This is a genomic window from Rhizobium sp. FKL33, from assembly GCF_005222915.1.
GTDB lineage: Bacteria > Pseudomonadota > Alphaproteobacteria > Rhizobiales > Rhizobiaceae > Rhizobium_E.
Window position 1 is genome coordinate 73,630 of the sequence record NZ_STFX01000003.1, and the last position, 17,396, is coordinate 91,025.

15 protein-coding genes are annotated in these 17,396 nt (G+C 60.8%); 6 read left to right on the forward strand and 9 right to left on the reverse strand.

Annotation, left to right across the window (positions count from 1 at the left end):
* Nucleotides 1–38 precede the first annotated feature (38 nt).
* Both E8Q41_RS01765 and E8Q41_RS01770 read left to right on the forward strand, forming a co-directional pair.
* The gene (locus tag E8Q41_RS01765) at nucleotides 39–1,274 is read left to right on the forward strand and encodes a glycosyltransferase family 2 protein (protein ID WP_137153778.1); all 1,236 of its coding nucleotides are present in this window, start codon (nucleotides 39–41) and stop codon (nucleotides 1,272–1,274) included.
* 97 nt (nucleotides 1,275–1,371) lie between these two features.
* On the forward strand, nucleotides 1,372–2,448 hold the full coding sequence (locus tag E8Q41_RS01770) for a radical SAM protein (protein ID WP_137153779.1): 1,077 nt from the start codon (nucleotides 1,372–1,374) through the stop codon (nucleotides 2,446–2,448).
* 73 nt (nucleotides 2,449–2,521) lie between these two features.
* Here the strand turns inward: E8Q41_RS01770 and E8Q41_RS01775 are convergent, their stop codons facing one another.
* Genes E8Q41_RS01775 through E8Q41_RS01785 form a run of 3 tightly spaced genes read right to left on the reverse strand, consistent with a single transcriptional unit; the run spans nucleotide 2,522 to nucleotide 5,634 of the window.
* Entirely contained in the window at nucleotides 2,522–3,334 is an 813-nt protein-coding gene (locus E8Q41_RS01775) for a cephalosporin hydroxylase family protein (protein ID WP_137153780.1), read from the reverse strand.
* 12 nt (nucleotides 3,335–3,346) lie between these two features.
* Nucleotides 3,347–4,432 (reverse strand): FkbM family methyltransferase, encoded by a 1,086-nt coding sequence (locus E8Q41_RS01780; protein WP_137153781.1) that lies wholly within the window; start codon nucleotides 4,430–4,432, stop codon nucleotides 3,347–3,349.
* Nucleotides 4,429–5,634 carry an FkbM family methyltransferase gene (locus E8Q41_RS01785; protein ID WP_170976324.1) on the reverse strand — a complete coding sequence of 402 codons (1,206 nt, stop codon included), beginning with the start codon at nucleotides 5,632–5,634 and terminating at the stop codon, nucleotides 4,429–4,431. Before E8Q41_RS01785 ends, E8Q41_RS01780 begins: the two co-directional genes overlap by 4 nt.
* A gap of 119 nt (nucleotides 5,635–5,753) precedes the next feature.
* On the opposite strand from E8Q41_RS01785, the gene E8Q41_RS01790 reads away from it, so the two are divergent.
* The gene (locus E8Q41_RS01790; RefSeq protein WP_137153783.1) at nucleotides 5,754–6,590 is read left to right on the forward strand and encodes an NAD(P)-dependent oxidoreductase; all 837 of its coding nucleotides are present in this window, start codon (nucleotides 5,754–5,756) and stop codon (nucleotides 6,588–6,590) included.
* Between the two features lie 75 nt (nucleotides 6,591–6,665).
* On the opposite strand, the gene E8Q41_RS01795 is transcribed toward E8Q41_RS01790, so the two are convergent.
* The 5 genes from E8Q41_RS01795 to rmuC form a co-directional block, all read right to left on the reverse strand.
* Nucleotides 6,666–7,091 (reverse strand): DoxX family protein, encoded by a 426-nt coding sequence (locus E8Q41_RS01795; RefSeq protein WP_170976325.1) that lies wholly within the window; start codon nucleotides 7,089–7,091, stop codon nucleotides 6,666–6,668.
* A gap of 172 nt (nucleotides 7,092–7,263) precedes the next feature.
* Nucleotides 7,264–7,692 carry a hypothetical protein gene (locus E8Q41_RS01800; protein ID WP_137153785.1) on the reverse strand — a complete coding sequence of 143 codons (429 nt, stop codon included), beginning with the start codon at nucleotides 7,690–7,692 and terminating at the stop codon, nucleotides 7,264–7,266.
* 697 nt (nucleotides 7,693–8,389) lie between these two features.
* The gene (locus E8Q41_RS01805) at nucleotides 8,390–10,621 is read right to left on the reverse strand and encodes a methyl-accepting chemotaxis protein (protein WP_137153786.1); all 2,232 of its coding nucleotides are present in this window, start codon (nucleotides 10,619–10,621) and stop codon (nucleotides 8,390–8,392) included.
* Nucleotides 10,622–10,813: 192 nt separating this feature from the next.
* Nucleotides 10,814–11,710, reverse strand: a complete 897-nt coding sequence (locus E8Q41_RS01810; RefSeq protein WP_137153787.1) for a ribokinase — start codon at nucleotides 11,708–11,710, stop codon at nucleotides 10,814–10,816.
* Between the two features lie 53 nt (nucleotides 11,711–11,763).
* On the reverse strand, nucleotides 11,764–12,936 hold the full coding sequence (gene rmuC / locus E8Q41_RS01815; RefSeq protein ID WP_137153824.1) for a DNA recombination protein RmuC: 1,173 nt from the start codon (nucleotides 12,934–12,936) through the stop codon (nucleotides 11,764–11,766).
* A 378-nt stretch (nucleotides 12,937–13,314) separates the two neighbouring features.
* Between rmuC and E8Q41_RS01820 the strand changes: the two genes are divergently transcribed.
* The gene (locus tag E8Q41_RS01820) at nucleotides 13,315–14,823 is read left to right on the forward strand and encodes a globin-coupled sensor protein (protein ID WP_137153788.1); all 1,509 of its coding nucleotides are present in this window, start codon (nucleotides 13,315–13,317) and stop codon (nucleotides 14,821–14,823) included.
* A gap of 81 nt (nucleotides 14,824–14,904) precedes the next feature.
* A complete protein-coding gene (gene def / locus E8Q41_RS01825; protein ID WP_137153789.1) occupies nucleotides 14,905–15,417 on the forward strand; it encodes a peptide deformylase in 513 nt (170 codons plus the stop codon).
* Here def and E8Q41_RS01830 read toward each other — a convergent pair whose 3' ends face one another.
* Nucleotides 15,418–16,161 (reverse strand): hypothetical protein, encoded by a 744-nt coding sequence (locus E8Q41_RS01830; protein ID WP_137153790.1) that lies wholly within the window; start codon nucleotides 16,159–16,161, stop codon nucleotides 15,418–15,420.
* A 144-nt stretch (nucleotides 16,162–16,305) separates the two neighbouring features.
* Here E8Q41_RS01830 and E8Q41_RS01835 point away from each other — a divergent pair, with 144 nt between their 5' ends.
* Nucleotides 16,306–17,361 (forward strand): AraC family transcriptional regulator, encoded by a 1,056-nt coding sequence (locus E8Q41_RS01835; RefSeq protein WP_137153791.1) that lies wholly within the window; start codon nucleotides 16,306–16,308, stop codon nucleotides 17,359–17,361.
* The last annotated feature ends 35 nt before the right edge of the window (nucleotides 17,362–17,396 follow it).

Consider the following 17,396-nt stretch of genomic DNA (forward strand, 5'->3'; position numbering starts at 1 on the left):
CCAACACGGCTAGTCTCCGCCGATCACGGAGTTCTCCCATGCCGGCCCTGAAGCCCGTCCTGTCCATTTGCGTGCCGTCCCGCAATCGTCAGCCCTATTTCAAGCAGACGATCGAAGCCTTGCTGCGGTCCGATCGCGATGATGTCGAATTCGTCTTCGTCGACAATTCCGACCAGCCGGAGATCATGGACGAATTCATGCGCCCGCTGATCGCCGACCCCCGAATCCGCTATGTCGCAAGCGGCGACAAGACCCGTTCGATGCTGGAAAACTGGAATGTCGCCATGGAGGCGTCAACCGGGCGCTGGGTGACGTTCATCGGCGACGACGATTACGCCGATCCAGACGCCGCCGGCGTCATTCTCAAGATCGAGGCTGAGCGGCCCGGCGTCGAGGCGATCGACTGGGCAAAACTGTTCTACACTTGGCCCGATGGCGAAAAACCCGCTTCCGGACAGATCGTGCAGACGCTGACTGCCGTCCACGACGTCTCGCATGACCTGATCAAGGATCGCGCCTATCGCTTCCGCCAGGCGAGCAATATCATTGTCTCCGGATTTTCCATCTATCACGGCGCAGCGTCGCGCAAACTGATTGATCGCATCAAGGCGCGCTATGGCGGCGCCTTCTTCGAATTTCCTGTCGTGGATTATGAGAGCATCTACAAGATCATCGCCAACGCCAAGGCCTTCGTCCACTGCGCCCGACCGCTCTCGGTGCTTGGCGTCTGCCCGATGTCGAACACCGCGGGCATCAAGAGCCTCAAGGATCAGGAAGCCAAGCAGGCTCTGTTCGACAAGGAGCTCGATGCGCCGCTCGACCAGATGGAGTGCTTCAAGGATTATCCGTTCAAGAGCCGTTTCGGTCTGATGGCCTGCATCGGCATGGTGCATCACTGGTTTTCCAAGCGCCATGGCGTCGCATTTTCCGGCTTCGAGGACAATTTCGTTCAGGCCTGCATGAACCAGTGCGCCGCGGCCGCCTCCGCAGAGGATTTCGAGGTGACCGTCGCGCGCTATCGCACCGCCTTCTCCAAATGGAAGGGCGGAAAATATCTCAAACAATTCAAGCCCGTCTATCCCGACCGTCCGGCTAGGACGATCCCCTTCTCCGGTCTGACGAAGGAAAAGCTCCTGGTCGTCAATGCCGACAATCCCCATTGCCGGACCTGCGAGGATTACTATCGCTTCGTCTCTGCGGCGCTTTTGCCGGTTTCCGAGATCGTTGCGGATTTCCAGTTCGTGGTCGATGAAAACGCGAAGAAGCGAGCATGAGGGCGCCCAGGCATAAAAGCTTTGTTTGCATTTGCGGGCCTATAGTTAATGCAGCCGAAAGGCGCGCCGTCATCGAGGCCGGGAAGGAACGTTCGACATGCTGACATTCCAGCAAGCCAAGGATCCGCAATTCATGGCGATCCGGGCCCGCAACCTGACCGCGGCCCTGCTCGATCGCAAGATCCTGACGCTGGTGATCGAGGCGGCTTCGGCCTGCAATCTGAAATGCACCTTCTGCGACGCCCATTCCGGCCGCGCCCCGAAATTCCGCGAACATGCCGGCGTGATGAAGGAAGAGACCTGGGAGAAGATCCTGTCGGATCTCCGCGTCTATGTCGCCGAACGCGGGCCTCTGGCGATGATCCAGTTCCACGGCAATGGCGAGCCGCTGCTCAACAAGAAGATCGGCGCGATGATCGCCAGGGTGAAGGCCGAAGGCTTCGCGCTCAAGACCCGCGTCATCACCAACGGCATTCTGCTCAACGAGACCAAGGCGCGGGAACTGATCGCCGCCGGTCTCGATGAGATCCATATCAGCGTCGATACGCTGGACCGCGAAAAATACAACACGGTCAAAGTCGGCGACTACGCCGACCGGGTTCTCGCCAATCTCCGCGCCGTCATCCCGGTTGTCGAAGCCGAAGGCAAGACCGAACTCTACATCAAATATTTCGCCGCCGAGGAAGACAATTCCTACGGCATCACCCAGGCGGATTCGGATTCGGTGTTCAATGAATTCGCCGAGGCCGCCCGCAAGTCCAATGTCGTGCATCTGAAGCAGCAGCCGCTGGTCGATGTCGGCAAGGGCATGCTGGACGGCAAGGACGGCATGGCCGCGCCCTGCGAAATCCCCTTCTACCTTCTCTATGTCATGCACAATGGCAAGGTGTCGGCCTGCTGCTCCGACGTGTTCAACGGCCTGACCGTGGGACATCTGATGGAGGAGCTTCCGCCGACAAAGAAACATTTGGGCGGCTCGATCCTCGAAGTCGTCGACTCCGTCGCGCTTTACGAGATTCGCCGCAAGCATCTGAACGGCGGCTGCAACGACATCAAGCTTTGCGCCGGCTGCGGCAACCGCACCGCCGTCGACGTCTCGCAACTGCCCGCCGATATCAGGCGTCAATTGGATGCGGCCATCGTGCCGCCGACTGCTGCGCAGGCGGCGGAATAGCTCCATACATCTCCATGACGTGAAAAAGCCGGGCGTTCGACCCGGCTTTTGTCATTGCCAAGCGTGGCTTGGCTCACACCCGCTTCAGGAACCCGTCAGGAGAGGCGGTGATGGCGATCTTGTGCTCGATCGTCAGGTCGATGTCGAGGTTCAGCGGCTCGCCGTCGCGGCCCTTGCGGCCTTCGCTTTCCAGGCGCTTGCGATATTCCCAGACGGCTGTCTTGGGGTTGTCGCCCTTGCCCCAGGGGCGATCGGCGGTGAAGCCTTCCGGCAGGTCTTCGACGCCGGTGTCCCACACGACGCAATAGGAACCCTTGCTGACATAGGGCGCGTAGAGCTCCAACTCCTCAAGCACATGCTCATGCGTGTGGTTGGAATCCAGGAACACCATGATCCGCTCATAACCCTCGGCATGCTGTTCGATCTGGGCCATCACCTCGGCGGAGACCGACGAGCCCTCGATCAGATGGATCTTGTGGCGCATCGGATGGGCGTCGATCGCCGAACGATTATGGGCGCGGATGTCGATGTCGACGCCGACCACCTTTCTGCGGCTGGCTTTGGGGTCGAGAACCTTGCCTTCGACCACGGCGTCGCAATAATCCATGAGCGCCAGCATCGAGGCCGAGGTCACCAGCGAGCCGCCATGGGCGATGCCGGTTTCGATGATCAGGTCGGGGCGGCAGGCCCAGATCAGTTCCTGGATCGCATAGAGATCCTGCGGCACCTGGATGACGGGACGGCCGAGCCAGGTGAAATTCTGCGCATAGCCATGCCGGATCGATTCCCGCACCCAGATATTGGACAGGCCGAGAAAATCTCTGTCGTCGCCGATCTTGCGGATATTGTTGGCGACCAGTTGGCGGAAATGTTCGACGGGATCCATGACGGCTTCCTTTCAGGTCTCGACCCAGGCGTAGAGCACCGTTTCCATGAACTGCGGCGAGTGGTGCCTAAGCGCGAAACGATAGTCGGGAACGAGCGATTTGATGGTCCGGCTGATGACCGGAATATCCGAGGGGTAATGATAGACGCAGATGGCGAGTTTGGGCCTGTGACGGCGGATGGTCTCGGCGGCGCCATTGAGCAGCGCCATTTCCATGCCTTCGACATCCGCCTTGATCATGCTCACACGCTCGCCGGCGAGATGCGCGTCGAGCGACAGGATCTTGATCGGGTGCTCGCCCGCCTCCGACAGCGCCAGGCTGGTCATGTCGCCGCTGCTGGTGGCGGCTGAGGCGGTTTGATCCGTCTCACCGAGTGCTGCGGGAATGACGGCGATCTGGTTCTCGTCGAGCGCCCACTCGCTGATCAGCCGGCGGCGGCGATTGGCGAGCGCGCGGAACTGGCGCATGCCCGGCTCGAAGCAGAGCGCCTTGTGAAAGACGCCGTTCTGGCTCCAGAGAAAACGCTCAAGACTGTCGCCGACATAGGCGCCGGCATCGACATAGATTTCCTTCTCCGACCCGCAGAATTGCGGCAGGCAGAAATACTGGTCGCGTTCGAACACCCCCGCGACATAGGCTTTATCGCCCGTCAGCATCGTCGCCATCACCGCGCGCAGCGTTTCCCGGGATCTGTCATCGGTCAGCCAGTCGTCGTGAATTTGCTTGTAGGCGTCTATATCGCGCGCAACATAATGGGCGTCGACAGAAACATGGGCGATGCCGAGCGCGTCGAGCCTCATCGAGACTTCGCGCACGGCATGTCGGGCGCTCACGAAAACGAAGGGTGGTCTGTCCTCGCCGAGACGGGCCGGCGAGCGAATTTCCAATCCGTCGATGAGCTGTCCATCGAGCTCGGGCTTGCCGTCAAAGGCGCAAGAAAGACGCACGCCTTGGTTTTGCAGGTCTTTATGCGCGAAACAGCCGAGAAAGCCGTAACCGTAAAGCGCCGAGGGCGCCGCGCCGGCGAGGACGCCTTCGGGTATGGACCGCCGGATCTGCCCGGCCCATTCGGCGATTTGGTCGAAATCGGGCGTCATGTGTCCGACCTCTCGCGGGGCAGGGCATAGAGCACGGTGCCGGTCCCGCACCAGGCGTGCAGTCTCAGGAGATAGCGATAGTCCTTGAGCGTCTGCATCAGATAGAGCGGCGTGCGCCAGACGCCGTCATCGTTGTGGTAGATGGTGGCGGTCACGATCGGGCGGCGCTTGGCGAGCGTCTGGCTGGCGCCCTTGAGCGCATCGAGTTCGCCGCCTTCGAGATGAAGTTTGAGGAAAGTCGGCGCGAGATCGAGATCATCGAGCGCCCGGAGTTGCGCCATCAATCCGCCGGTCACGGAGAGTTGTGAGGCGTAGCCGAGCCCGTGATGGAACGGCGCTTCGCCATTGGCGGCGCCCAGCGCGCAATCGAAGGTCTGCGGTTGCCTCTTCTCATCCGGGAAAGCTGCGGCGAAGGCTTGCTCCATATCGGCGCGATTGAGCGGATCGGGTTCGATGGCGGCAATGCTGGCCCAGTCGGGCCGCCGGCGCGCAAAATCGACCGATACGCTTCCGCGATAAGCGCCTGCGTCGACCAGACGCTCGCCCGACGTCAGGAGCGCCTCGACGTCCGGGATGAAATAGCGGCTGGACGCATCGATCGGCGCCCCGTCGAAAGTCCATTCCTGCCGAAGACGTCGCCAGGCGAGAAACTGCAGATAGTGCGCGCGTGACGCATCGTCTTCGAGCCCCTGCAGCACATGGGCGATCATCGCCTGATCATGCGAGGTCAGCGTCTCGAGCCGCCAGCCGTTCGACAGCGGATGGATATGTCGGAAACGTTCGGAGAAATCATAGAAAGGCGCGACATGCTGAAAGCCGTGCTCGAACAGCGTGTTTTCGATCGGGGCATAGGCTGCGGTGGCCACCGTCACCAGGATCTGGGCCTGCTGCTTGAGCGTGCCGGGCGTCTCATCCGGGCCATAGACGGGAATGCCGTCGAAGGCGGGATGGCTGCGGGCGGCATTCGGATTCCGGTCGATGAGGAAGGCGGGCTTGATCCACAGCGCCTTCAGGACCTCCAGCGCCATGCGGCCGAAATCGCCGGCGCCATAGAGGCCGATAGGAAGATCCTCGCGGATGGGCGCTACGAAAGGTGAGCCGACGGCGATTTCCTCCAGGAGACCGACCGACCTGACGACGCCGGGCAGGCTGGAGAATGCGCGCGCGCCATGCCGCATACGGGCGCTGCCTGTGATATCCAATAGCTGCGGCATCCTACGAATCTCTGGTTAACCGCTCGCACCTTATTCCCCTCACCCTTGCACGGAGCTATTCATGACGCCGAATATAGCCGTGATGGACGAATGAAGCGGAGGGCGGCGTGAAGACGGTGCTGGTGACGGGTGGAACCGGATTTGTCGGCCGGCAGATCGTCAAGTCGTTGCTAAGGCGAGGCTATGCCGTGCGCATGACCGTGCGCACCGGTCACGACTTCGAACATGGGGCCAGGGACCGGATCGAGCTGGTCCGGACCGACGATCTCTTCTCTGAGAGCATGGAATGGTGGCTTTCCAAACTCGATGGCGTCGAGGCGGTCATCCATGCCGCCTGGTATGTGGAGCCGGGGCGCTATCTCGATTCGCCGGAGAATATCCGCTGCCTGGACGGCAGTCTGAGGCTTGTAGACGCCGTCAGCCGCGCCGGAACAAGACGTTTCGTAGGGGTGGGCACTTGTTTTGAATACAGCCTGCCCAACAGCGAGATCACCGAGACAGCGGCCCTCGGTCCGGTAACGCTTTATGCAGCGGCCAAGCTCGCGCTCTATTTGGCGGCGCGGCGGCGGCTTGAAACCGCCGCCGTCGATTTTGCCTGGGCGCGTCTGTTCTATCTGTTCGGGGAGGGCGAGCATCCGGCGCGGCTCTTCCCGACCTTGCATCGCAAGCTCGCTGCAGGCGAAACCATGACGCTGTCGGCCGGCGACAAGATCCGTGATTTTCTCGATGTCGAGATCGCCGGCGCCGATGTGGCGGGACTGGTGGAAACCGGCCAGACCGGCGTGGTGAATGTCTGTTCCGGCGAGCCGGTGACTTTGCGGGAGATCGCCGAGCGCATCGCCGATCTCTATGGAGCGCGGCGTCTTCTGAGTTTCGGAGCCGCGCAAGTGCATCCGCGCGACCCACAGGCGGTGGCGGGCGTTTGCAATGTGATCAAACGTTGAGTCCATGCAAACGCGACGAACAGAAAACGGCGGAGCTTGACGCTCCGCCGCAATTTCTAGGCTCAGGCAGGAAGATCAACCGGCGCGACGGGCGTCGATCGAGAAGGCGCCCGGGCCAGCCACGGCGAGCAGGATATAGGCGCCGGCGAGGGTGAAATTCTTCATCATCATGATCTGGTTCAGCTGGTTGATCCAACCCAGCGCCTCCGCCGGCCACCCTTCAATTGCGACCGTGCCGCTGTGGAAAACCGCGCCGGTGAACACACAGAAGGCAGCAAGCGCAAAACCGGCGATCTTGGTCTGGAAACCGACGAGAACGGCAAGGCCGGCAACGACTTCGAACAGGCCGGCGATATACGCAAGAGCGGTGGCGGCGGGCAAGCCGGCGCCGCTAATCAACCCGGCGGTCTGGCCGGGATCCATCAGCTTGCCGAAACCGGACAGGATGAAGATGAAGGACAGGAGGATGCGAGCGATGAGAATGAGGACATTGTTGGTCATTGGGCTCTCCATTTCGATGGAGACACTAAAGCATGTTCCTATTGTTTAGGATACGCGCGAAGTAGAAGACATTTCGTCTCTATACGGTGAACGATCCGCCCAACATTCGAAACAGCGGCCGGAGACCGAAAAAATGGAGCCCTTCTATACGGCTCCCCGCTGCCATTTCGGGTCAGTGAGAGCCTTGCGCCGGGATGATGCGCGGGAAGATGAACACGCCGCGCATAGCGCCATGCGTCGTGTCGCCGAAACCCATGGATTCGCCGACGCACATCACCGGCTGACGCTCCTCGGGGCCGCAAATGATGTAGGTCGAGAAGCAGAAGGAAGAGGGCGACGACGAGGCGTCTTCAAGCAGTTCAAGAATATGAACGCGATCATTGGGTTCATAACAGCGAAGCAGCGTCAGAAGCCCGCATTCGCCTTGCTCCAACCCGTGAAAATATCCGCTTATGCGGCCGATCTGGAACAGCCCGTTGGCGAGATCGCCCACCCAGGCTTCCGTCGAGCAGAACCGATCGATGTCATGGCCACCAGCATCGCCGAAATCGGCGACGAGGGAATGACGAAGAAAAGTTGTCGATTTCGAAATCTTGAACACGTCGATTCCTGCCCGATCAATAATTCAACATATGGGTTGAACACCTATATCCGCATCCGATCGGGCGCTTATGCCAAATCCCATTCAAATGCGGATTGTATGTCTACAAATGGGTCACCAAATCCGATGCGTTCTGGCCGGAAGCCAAAATTGCTGTTGCACGCCCCCACCCGGCGTTCCGCATCACAGTGATTCGGTGCTCTTTTATAAGTTGTTTTAGCGTCTGCACAAGCCATGAATAACACTATCTTCGAGACTTTAAAACAGGTTTGCAACCGTGTTACTCCGGAATAACAAATTTTGTCGTATATTTTTGTTAATGCTCAAAAACATAATTCCATGCTATATAAGGAAATTCTGTTGCGATAATTCTCTGCCGTAAGAAAAATAATCGGCAATCCTCGGCAATAATCTTCACTAATCGGCGAACAGGGACATTTCTTTAGCTGTTCGGGGAAATGTTTTTCATCAATATGATAAAGCAATCAATCTTACATATACGATGTCTATACTTGTCTTCCCGTCAAGATGATCCTGACGTCGTCAGCAGGATGATATTTTCACAGCGCCTAAACGAAACACGCTCCTTACGCATCTCATGCTACAGATCAGACTCGGGCCTCGGTCTTTTCGAGGCCTTCAAACGATGAGATGGAGCAGAAAACTCCCCTCCATCTCACAGGCCGACGGAGTGATGTCAGGCTCGCATGCGCCGCGCCACGGAATGAAGCGCGCTTGAGCCTGTAGATCCGGATGTGCGGAACCGGGCCACGAGGTTCTTGAGGCTTTCCGCCTCTTCGCTGAGCGTCATGGAGGCGGCGGTCGTTTCCTCGACCATCGCCGCGTTCTGCTGTGTCACCTGATCCATCTGGTGCATGGCCGAGTTCATTTCCTTGAGGCCGGTCGCCTGCTCGCTGGCCGAAACTGAAATCATCTTGATCAGGCCGTTGATCTGCAGAACCTGCTGCGCGATCGCCTGCAGCGTTTCGCCGGTCTGCGCCACGAGGTTGACGCCGTCGTGGACCTGCGCTTCCGAGGCGCCGATCAGGGTCTTGATCTCCTTGGCGGCGGTGGCGGAGCGCTGGGCGAGTTCGCGCACTTCCTGGGCGACGACGGCGAAGCCTTTGCCCGCTTCGCCGGCGCGGGCCGCTTCGACGCCTGCATTCAATGCGAGCAGGTTCGTCTGGAAGGCGATTTCGTCGATCACGCCGATGATGTTGGAAATCTGACCGGACGACTGCTCGATGCCATGCATCGCCTGGATGGCGCTCTGGACGATCTTTCCGGAATGCTCGGCGTCGTTCGAGGCCTTCTGCACGGCGCTGGCGGCGTTGCGGGCATTGTCGGCGCTCGATTGCACCTGTTCGGTCAATTCGTTGAGCGCGGCGGCCGTTTCCTCGAGCTGTGCGGCCTGCTGCTCGGTGCGGCGCGACAGGTCATTGGCGCTGTTGGAGATTTCCGTGGTGCCGCCATTGATGGCGCCCACTGCGGCATTGACCATCTGCACGGTCTGTTCGAGGCTTTCGACAGCCGAGTTGAAGTTGTCGCGCAGGCTTTGATATTCGCCCGGAAATGCTCCGTCGATGCGGCAGGTGAGATCGCCGTTCGACAGTTTTTCGAGCGCCTTACCGACCTCCGTCACCACGAGGTTCTGCACCCGGGCGTTCTCGCTTCTTTCGTACTCCGTCTTCGCGCGTTCATTTTCGGTGGCCTTGCGATGGGCTTCGGATTCGCGTTCCACCTCCTGCGAGCGCGCGAGCTTGTGGCGGAAGCCTTCCAGCGCGCGGGCGACGTCGCCGGTCTCATCCGAATGATGCTGGCCCGAGACGGTATGCGCATAGTCGCCGTTCTCGAGGCGGACGACGTCAGCGATGATGCCGCGGATCGGTTGCTGAACGAAAGCGCGCACCGCGTAGTAGAGGCCGCCGAGCACGGCAAGCAGCAGGGCGACGCCGCCCGCCACCATCATGATCGTCTGGTCGCGCACCGGACCGGCCATCGCCGATTGCGGAACGTCGATCAGCAGCACCCAGCTCACGCCGAGACCCGGCAGTTCGAAGGGATAAACGAGCCTGTTGAAGGTCTCGCCGTCCGTTCCGGCGAGATTGTCGATCTCGGCCAGCGTCCCCGATTGCATCGCCGCTTTCACCACTTCGGGCGAGGCGCCGTCATAGGCCTTCATCAATTTATCGGATTCCGGCGCGACCAGCCATTTTCCGTCCTGAGACACGAGCATGACCCGACCGGTGCCGAACGGCTTCAACGCGGAAAGGGATTCGGCGAGCATGCGCAGCGAGATATCAACCCCGCCGACGCCGATCAGCTTGCCGTTTGACATGACCGGGAAGGAGATAGAGCTCATCGAGGTCGGCACTTCCGTGCCTTCAGCGAGGTAGGGCTTAGTGATCGAGCCTTTCAGGGTCTTGGCGGAGACGGAATACCATTCTGCCGCATAATCGGCGCGGAAGGTGGAGTAGAAGGCTTCGCCGGTCTTGCCCTTCGACCAATAGGGCGTGAAGACGCCGTCCTCGTTTGCCCCGAGTTCCTTCTGGTTCTTCAATTCGTCCTTGCGGCCGTCGAACGCCTTGGCCTCCTCTGCGAACCAGCTGCCGAAGGCCATCGGATGCTGCTCGAGATTGGCGCGCAGCACATTGATCACCCCCTTGCGGTCCAGCGACTTTTCCTGATGGGCGCGACCGATCACACCCGTCATGGTGCGCGCGGCGCTCGCAAGTTCACCGGTCTGTCCGGCGATCAGCGAGGCGATGGACATCGCCTCGGTTTCGGCTTGGTTCTGGATCAGCGATTGGACGCGATCCCGGGTTTGGGAGATCAGGACGAAGTTGGAGGCGATCAAGAGGGCGGTGATGGTAGCACCAGTCACGAGCAGGAGCTTCATGGCGAGTGATTTAGGCGCAAGGGACTTCATGACAGGCAAGCCTCGATAGGGGACGAGGTGAGCAGACCCCGTCTTCGACAAATGCCGACATGATCGCCACTAAGATATTTCTAAATCGCTAAATATTGATTTTGTGATATATAGTTTCATAAATCCGTGACAAAAGGTGGCCGGAAATGTCATTTTCTCCCGGCCTTTATGCGGAAAAATTAGCTTTGATGCTCAAATGTTGCGCAGCTCGCCGATGAAGGGAATGGAAGGCTGGGCTCCGGGCTTGGTGCATGCGAGCGATCCCGCCACTGCGGCCTGTCGCAGGCATGATTCGAAATTGAGGCCTGCATCGAGCCCGGCGGCGAAGTAGCCGCAGAACGTGTCGCCCGCGCCGACCGTGTCGACGGGATCGATATCCAGGCCGGCCGCCGTGAGATACGCGCCCTTGTGCATGGCGGCGACGCCGTCGGCTCCGAGAGTGACGATCAGCGTCTGCTGGAATTCCTTATGACGGGTCTCCATCGCTTCCTTGCGCTCCGCCGACGAAAGGTCCGACCGACCGACCAGCCGCTCGAACTCGGTTTCATTGGCGATCACGTAATCCGCCATGGCCGCAAGCCGCGGCGCATCCTCTGTGAAGGGCGCGATGTTGAGGAGGGTGCGGACGCCCCGGGCGCGCGCAGCCTTCAGCGCCGCTTCGATTGTCGCTGCGGGAATTTCCAGCTGCAGCATCAGGATGTCGCCGCGCTTCATCGCGGCGACGGCGGCTTCGGCGTCCTCGACGCCGACCGTGCCATTGGCTCCGGCAATGATCGAAATGACGTTTTCGCCATCGCCGCCCACGAAGATCAGCGCCACGCCGGTGGCGGTGGCGGCGCTCTTGATGCGGGTCAGATCCACGCCATCGTAACGGAGATAGGTGAGTGCGGGGCCGGCGAATTCGTCCTCGCCGCACGCGCCCGCCATGGCGACGGACGCGCCTGCGCGCCGCGCCGCGAGCGCCTGATTCGCGCCCTTTCCGCCCGGGGCCGTGGTGAAGCGATCGCCGGTCACGGTTTCGCCGGGCCTTGGCAGGCGCGGCACATTGGCGATGAGGTCCATATTGATGGAGCCGAGGACAGTGATCATGATTTTTCCCGCAGGTGGCTTGTTCTTTTTTCAGCCCCTTTGTCGCCCGCCCGTCAGTCCTCGTCAACCAGCCTCAATTTGAGAAGGCCGGTCTTGATCTCCGCCGCCTTCGGGGCCGGCGTCTCCGCCGGAAGTTCCTGGGCCTCGAAGTCCATGGCCTCGATCTTCTGGCCGCGCCGCGACACCTTGTCTGTCGCGGCAATGACCATGTCGACATCCTTCTGGGCGGCCAGGAAATGTCCTTGGAGCTTTCTCACCCGGTCGTCGAGCCGGCCGAGATCCTCCATCAGATGGACGACCTCCGCCTGGATCACATGCGCCTGTTCGCGCATGCGCTGGTCCTTGAGCATGGACTGGATCAACTGGATGGAGAGAAGCAGCAGAGAGGGCGACACGATGACAACCCGGCTGCGATGGGCGGTCTGGGTTACGGATTCAAATCTCTCGTGCAAGTCCGCGAAGATGGACTCCGAGGGCACGAACATGAAGGCGGTGTCCTGCGTCTCTCCCGGCAGCAGATATTTCGAGGCGATATCGCGGATATGGATCTCCATGTCCCTGCGGAATTGCTGGGCCGCCGCCTTCACGCGTTCGGGGCTGCCCTCCCGCATCGCGTTCCAGGCTTCCAGAGGAAATTTCGCGTCGATGACGAGCGAGGGTTGATTGTTCGGCATCCGGATCAGGCAATCGGGCCTTGAGCCGTTCGACAAGGTCGCCTGAAACCGATAGGCGCCCTGCGGAAGCGCATCCGCGATGATCGCTTCCATGCGTCCCTGGCCGAATGCGCCGCGCGTCTGTTTGTTGGAAAGGATCGATTGCAGCGAGACGATATCGCGCGCCAGGGTCTGGATATTGGTCTGGGCAGTATCGATGACCGCAAGGCGCTCCTGCAGGCGGCGCAGATTTTCATGCGTCGTTCGCGTCTGCTCGCTGATCGTGGCCCCGATCCGCTGCGTCATGCCGTCCAGCCTCTGATTGACGGTCTGGTTGAATTCGGCCTGTCGCGCGCCGAACATTTCCGTCATGGCGGCGATGCGTCCCTGCATTTCCGTCTGCGCCTTGAGGATCTGACTGAGCCTCACGGCGTCGTCCTCCGCCTTGGCCTGCAGCGCCTCGGCGAGATCTTCGGCTTCCAGCCTGCGGCTCCTCGACCGCAAAAACAGGATGACGAGGACAACGGCGACAGCCGCCAGCGCCGCGACGGCGAATTCCGGCGTGAGGGACATCGTTCCGATTTCTAGCACAGGGCCGGCGGCGGTGAAGGAAGCGTTCATCGCGCGATCCTAGCAGATTCGCAGGTTCCTTCCAGATCAAAACGGGAACACCCGGCGTGTCCGCCGGCGCTTAAGCGATTGTAAACCAAGACATGAGACTTGCGGTCTGCTCCGAATGCGTGACGGTCAGTACTTGATCTTGATCAAGAATGTCTGCGCCGCTGCGGGTAATGTTTGAACGGAAGCAGTAGTTAGTCAGCAGCTTAGTAGTGATTTCGTTTAATTTTAGGAAATCTAATAAGCTTTGGATAATAAGTGATTAACCATTGAGGTCTACTCTTTAAAGTTATTGGCCTCATGAAACACAACTCATCGCCGGAGTGCCCGCCTATGACTTCGTCCACGCAACAAACGACCCCCCTTCGCCAGAGGCTGGATTTCCTGGGGGTGGACGGAGCAGCGCAGAAGGAGTTGCAGAAGCTCGCTCCTGTGGTGTCGGATCTGATCGGACCGGCTCTCGACAAGTTTTACGCCAAGGTGCGCGCCAATCCGGAAACAGCCCGCTTCTTCAAGAACGAGTCCCATATCAGCGGGGCGAAGAGCGCGCAGGCCAAGCATTGGGGCATCATCACCTCCGGCGCATTGGACGAAGCCTATGTCAACGGCGTCACTGCGATCGGCAAGGCGCATGCGCGCATCGGTCTCGAGCCCCGGCTCTATATCGCCGGTTACGCGCTGGTTCTCGAGCAGTTGATCCACGGCGTGGTGGCGCGGAAACAGGGCGGCTTCTTCAAATCGAAGGACAAGTCGGTTGCGGACGACATTTCGCTGATCGTCAAGGCGGCGTTGCTCGACATGGATTACGCCATCAGCGTCTATCTCGATGAACTCGCGGCGCAGCGCGAACGCGCAGAACGGGAGAGAGCCATCGCCGAGGCTGAACAGTCCGACGCGCTGCGCAAGCTCGGCCACATGCTGGAGATGCTCTCGGCTGGAGACCTCCAGGCCCGTTTTGGCCATGACATGCCGGAGAAATTCGGCGCCATGGCCAACAATTACAACAATGCCGTGGAAGCGCTTCGGCACTCCATGGAAAATGTCCGCGTCGCCGCCCAGCAGATCCTCGACGGCGCGCAGGAGATCGCCAAGGCGACCAATGACCTGTCAGGTCGCACCGAACAACAGGCCGCCAGCATCGAGCAGAGTTCGGCGGCCCTGCATGAGCTGTCGGAAAACGTCACCTCGACCGCCAGCGGCGCCCGCAACGCCTCCGCCGTCGCGAAGGAAACGCTCGGCGTGGTCAAGACCTCGGGGGCGACGGTGCTGGAAGCCGTGGCCGCCATGAGCGCGCTCGAGAAATCTTCGACGGAAATCTCCAAGATCATCACCGTCATCGACGAAATCGCTTTCCAGACCAATCTGCTGGCGCTGAATGCCGGGGTCGAGGCGGCGCGGGCGGGGGAGGCGGGTCGCGGGTTCGCCGTCGTCGCCCAGGAAGTGCGCGAACTCGCCCAGCGCTCGGCCAATGCCGCCAAGGAGATCAAGGGCATCATCGCCGAAAGCTCCAACCAGGTGCAGACGGGCGTCGCCCTGGTCAATCGCTCCGGCGAGTCGCTCGGCGACATCACCTCGCGGATCGTCGAATTGACGAAAATCATCTCCGATATCGCATCGGCGGCCGATGAGCAGTCATCCGGGCTGAAGGAGGTGTCCGCCGCGATCAGCAGCCTCGATACGATCACCCAGCAGAATGCCGGCATGGTCGAGAAGAGCTCCGGCGAAGTTCGCACTTTGGCTGCCGAAGTGGAACGGCTGAACGGCGTGCTCGATGAATTCAAGACAGGCGAACCGACCTGGAGCGCGCGGCGGGCTTCGGCGGGCGTGCGGCAGGCGGCCTGATTTCAGATTTCCAACAGCGCCGGCGGCCATGACGCCCCCGGCGCTGTTGCGCAAGCCGGGCGGCTGTATTATGGAGGCAAAATGACGATCAAGCCGCTCATCATTCTGCCCGACCCGATCCTCCGCCAGACTTCGGCTCTGCTCGAAGACGTGACGCCGGAGGTGCAAAGCCTTGCCGGCGACATGCTGGAAACCATGTATGACGCCCCCGGCATCGGCCTCGCGGCGATCCAGATCGGCGTGCCCAAGCGCGTCGTCGTGATCGACCTCCACAAAGAGGGCGAAGAGAAGAAGCCGCAGGTCTTCATCAATCCGGAGATCCTGTCGTCGAGCGACGCCAGATCGACCTATGAAGAAGGTTGCCTGTCTATTCCGGATTATTACGCCGAGGTCGAACGTCCGGCGACCATCCGCGTTCGCTACGTGGACCTCGACGGCAAGGCGCAGGAAATCGAGGCGGACGGCCTCCTGGCGACCTGCCTGCAGCATGAGATCGACCACCTGAACGGCGTGCTCTTCATCGACCATATCTCGCGCCTGAAACGCGAGATGGTCATCAAGAAATTCACCAAGGCCGCCAAGCTCCGCGCCTGATCACTGCTCGCGGATCGTGGTCCTGACCATGTCCCCGCGGATCAGGATCTCCGGTTTCGCGCCCGGCGTGTTGGGCAGCGCGCTGTCGATATAGGATGCGATCGACTCGACCGCGTAGCTGATGAACGAACCGGCCGGGAAGATCAGCGTCGCATCCATCATTTTTCCCATCAGCCGGATCGTCTCGGATTTGCGCACTTCGTCGAAGGCGATCCGGGCGCGGAGCGCCGCGCCGGTCAGCGAAATCGCATCGGCATGCCCTTCGACATCGACATCTCCGGCATCCGACTTGATCTCCAGCACCGAGAAGTCGCCGGCGAGCTTGATAGCCGAGGCGCGCTGTTCGATCAGCACTGCGGCGTCCGGTCGCAGATTGGCCTTGAGTTCCAGCCGGCAATCGTCCCAATCGAAATCATAGGGCGCATCGCCGGTGTCGACGATCAGCGAACCGCGTTCGACGCGCATGGAGCCTGTCATGGCGCAGCCGTCGTCGAACCAGCTCGAGCGCCAGAGCGCGCCCCAGCCGCTTCGGGTCCCAATGAGCCGGGCTTCGAAAGGCGCGGCGCCGTCGGTGTTCACCGATATGCGGCTGGCGGCCCCCCGCACCTCGATCCGGTTGACTGCTGCGAGATCGACGGGATCTGATGCGCGGGCTTCCGACGTCCAGACCGATAGGGCGGCGTCGAGGGCGATGATCGCCGCAAAGCTCGCGGCCAGTCCGAGAAAGATCGTCTTCTTGCGCATGTTGCGCCTCCTTTGGGTGTGAATGACGGAGGCCAGAATGACGATGCGGGCGAAGGCGGCGACCTGAAACGCGTTTGAGGTCGCGCAGGATCGCGATAAAGGACAGAACCATCGCACACCTCTGTATCTGCCGATGGACCGCCGATGATTCTGCTGCCGCTTCCCTTTGTCGTCGCCTTGTTCCTGGCGGTCTTTGCGGTTCGCTATGCGCGGACCGCGCGCGAACGTGGCGATGACGCATTCGCCTTCGTCGCGTTGATGATGCTGTTTGCCTTCCAGTCCATTCTGGTCGGCGCGCGCTGGGGCTATGGGGCTACGGTGCTGCAGCCCTTCATGGCGGCGATGGCGAGCCTATTGCCGCCTGCCGCTTTCCTGGCTTTTCGCGGATTGACAGGCGGCGCGACGCGACCGGGTCTCGCGGATTGGCCGCATGCCCTCTGGCCGGTCGTCGTTACGGCATTGCTTTTGTTTCGCCGTGATTGGGTTGGCGCAGTGATCATTGTTGATTTCGTCTTCTATGGCGGCTTGCTGCTTTCGATGAGCCGAGGAGGGCCCGATCGGCTAATCTCGTCGCGCCTCGATGGCGTCGTCACCTCTTATCGGGCGCTGCAGATCACCGGGGCGACGCTGATTGCCTCGGCCGTGTCGGACATGCTGATCAGCCTCGACCTTGCCTTGTCTGCGGGACGATATTCCGGCGCGATCGTGTCGTTTGGAACCACCGTCAGTCTGGTAATCCTGTCTGCGGCGGCAGCGCTCGTCGATCCCGCACGGTCGGATGGCAATGCGGCAGAGCGCGCTGGCGAGCCGGATGAGGCCGAGGATCTTCCTCCGTCGAGCCAGGAGGCCACGGAGGAAGACCGGGCCATCGCACGTGCGCTCGACGCGCTGATGGAGAAGAACGGCCTCTATCGCGATATGGAGCTGAACCTCGTCAGGCTCGCGCGCAAACTCGGCAAGACCACCCGGGCGGTGTCGCGCGCCGTCAACCGCTGCCACGGCGTGTCTGTCTCGCAATATGTCAATGAGTATCGCGTTCGCGAGGCCCAACGTCTCTTGAGAGAGACGCAGGACAGCGTGGTGCAGATCGCGCTCGAAGCCGGTTTCATGACCAAATCCAATTTCAATCGCGAATTTCTGCGTGTGTCGGGCCAGAGCCCGACCGACTGGCGACGCGCGGTCGCAAGCCGAGGGGCTTGATCTTCTGCTCTCAAGAGGCTTGAAGGGGCGATCAG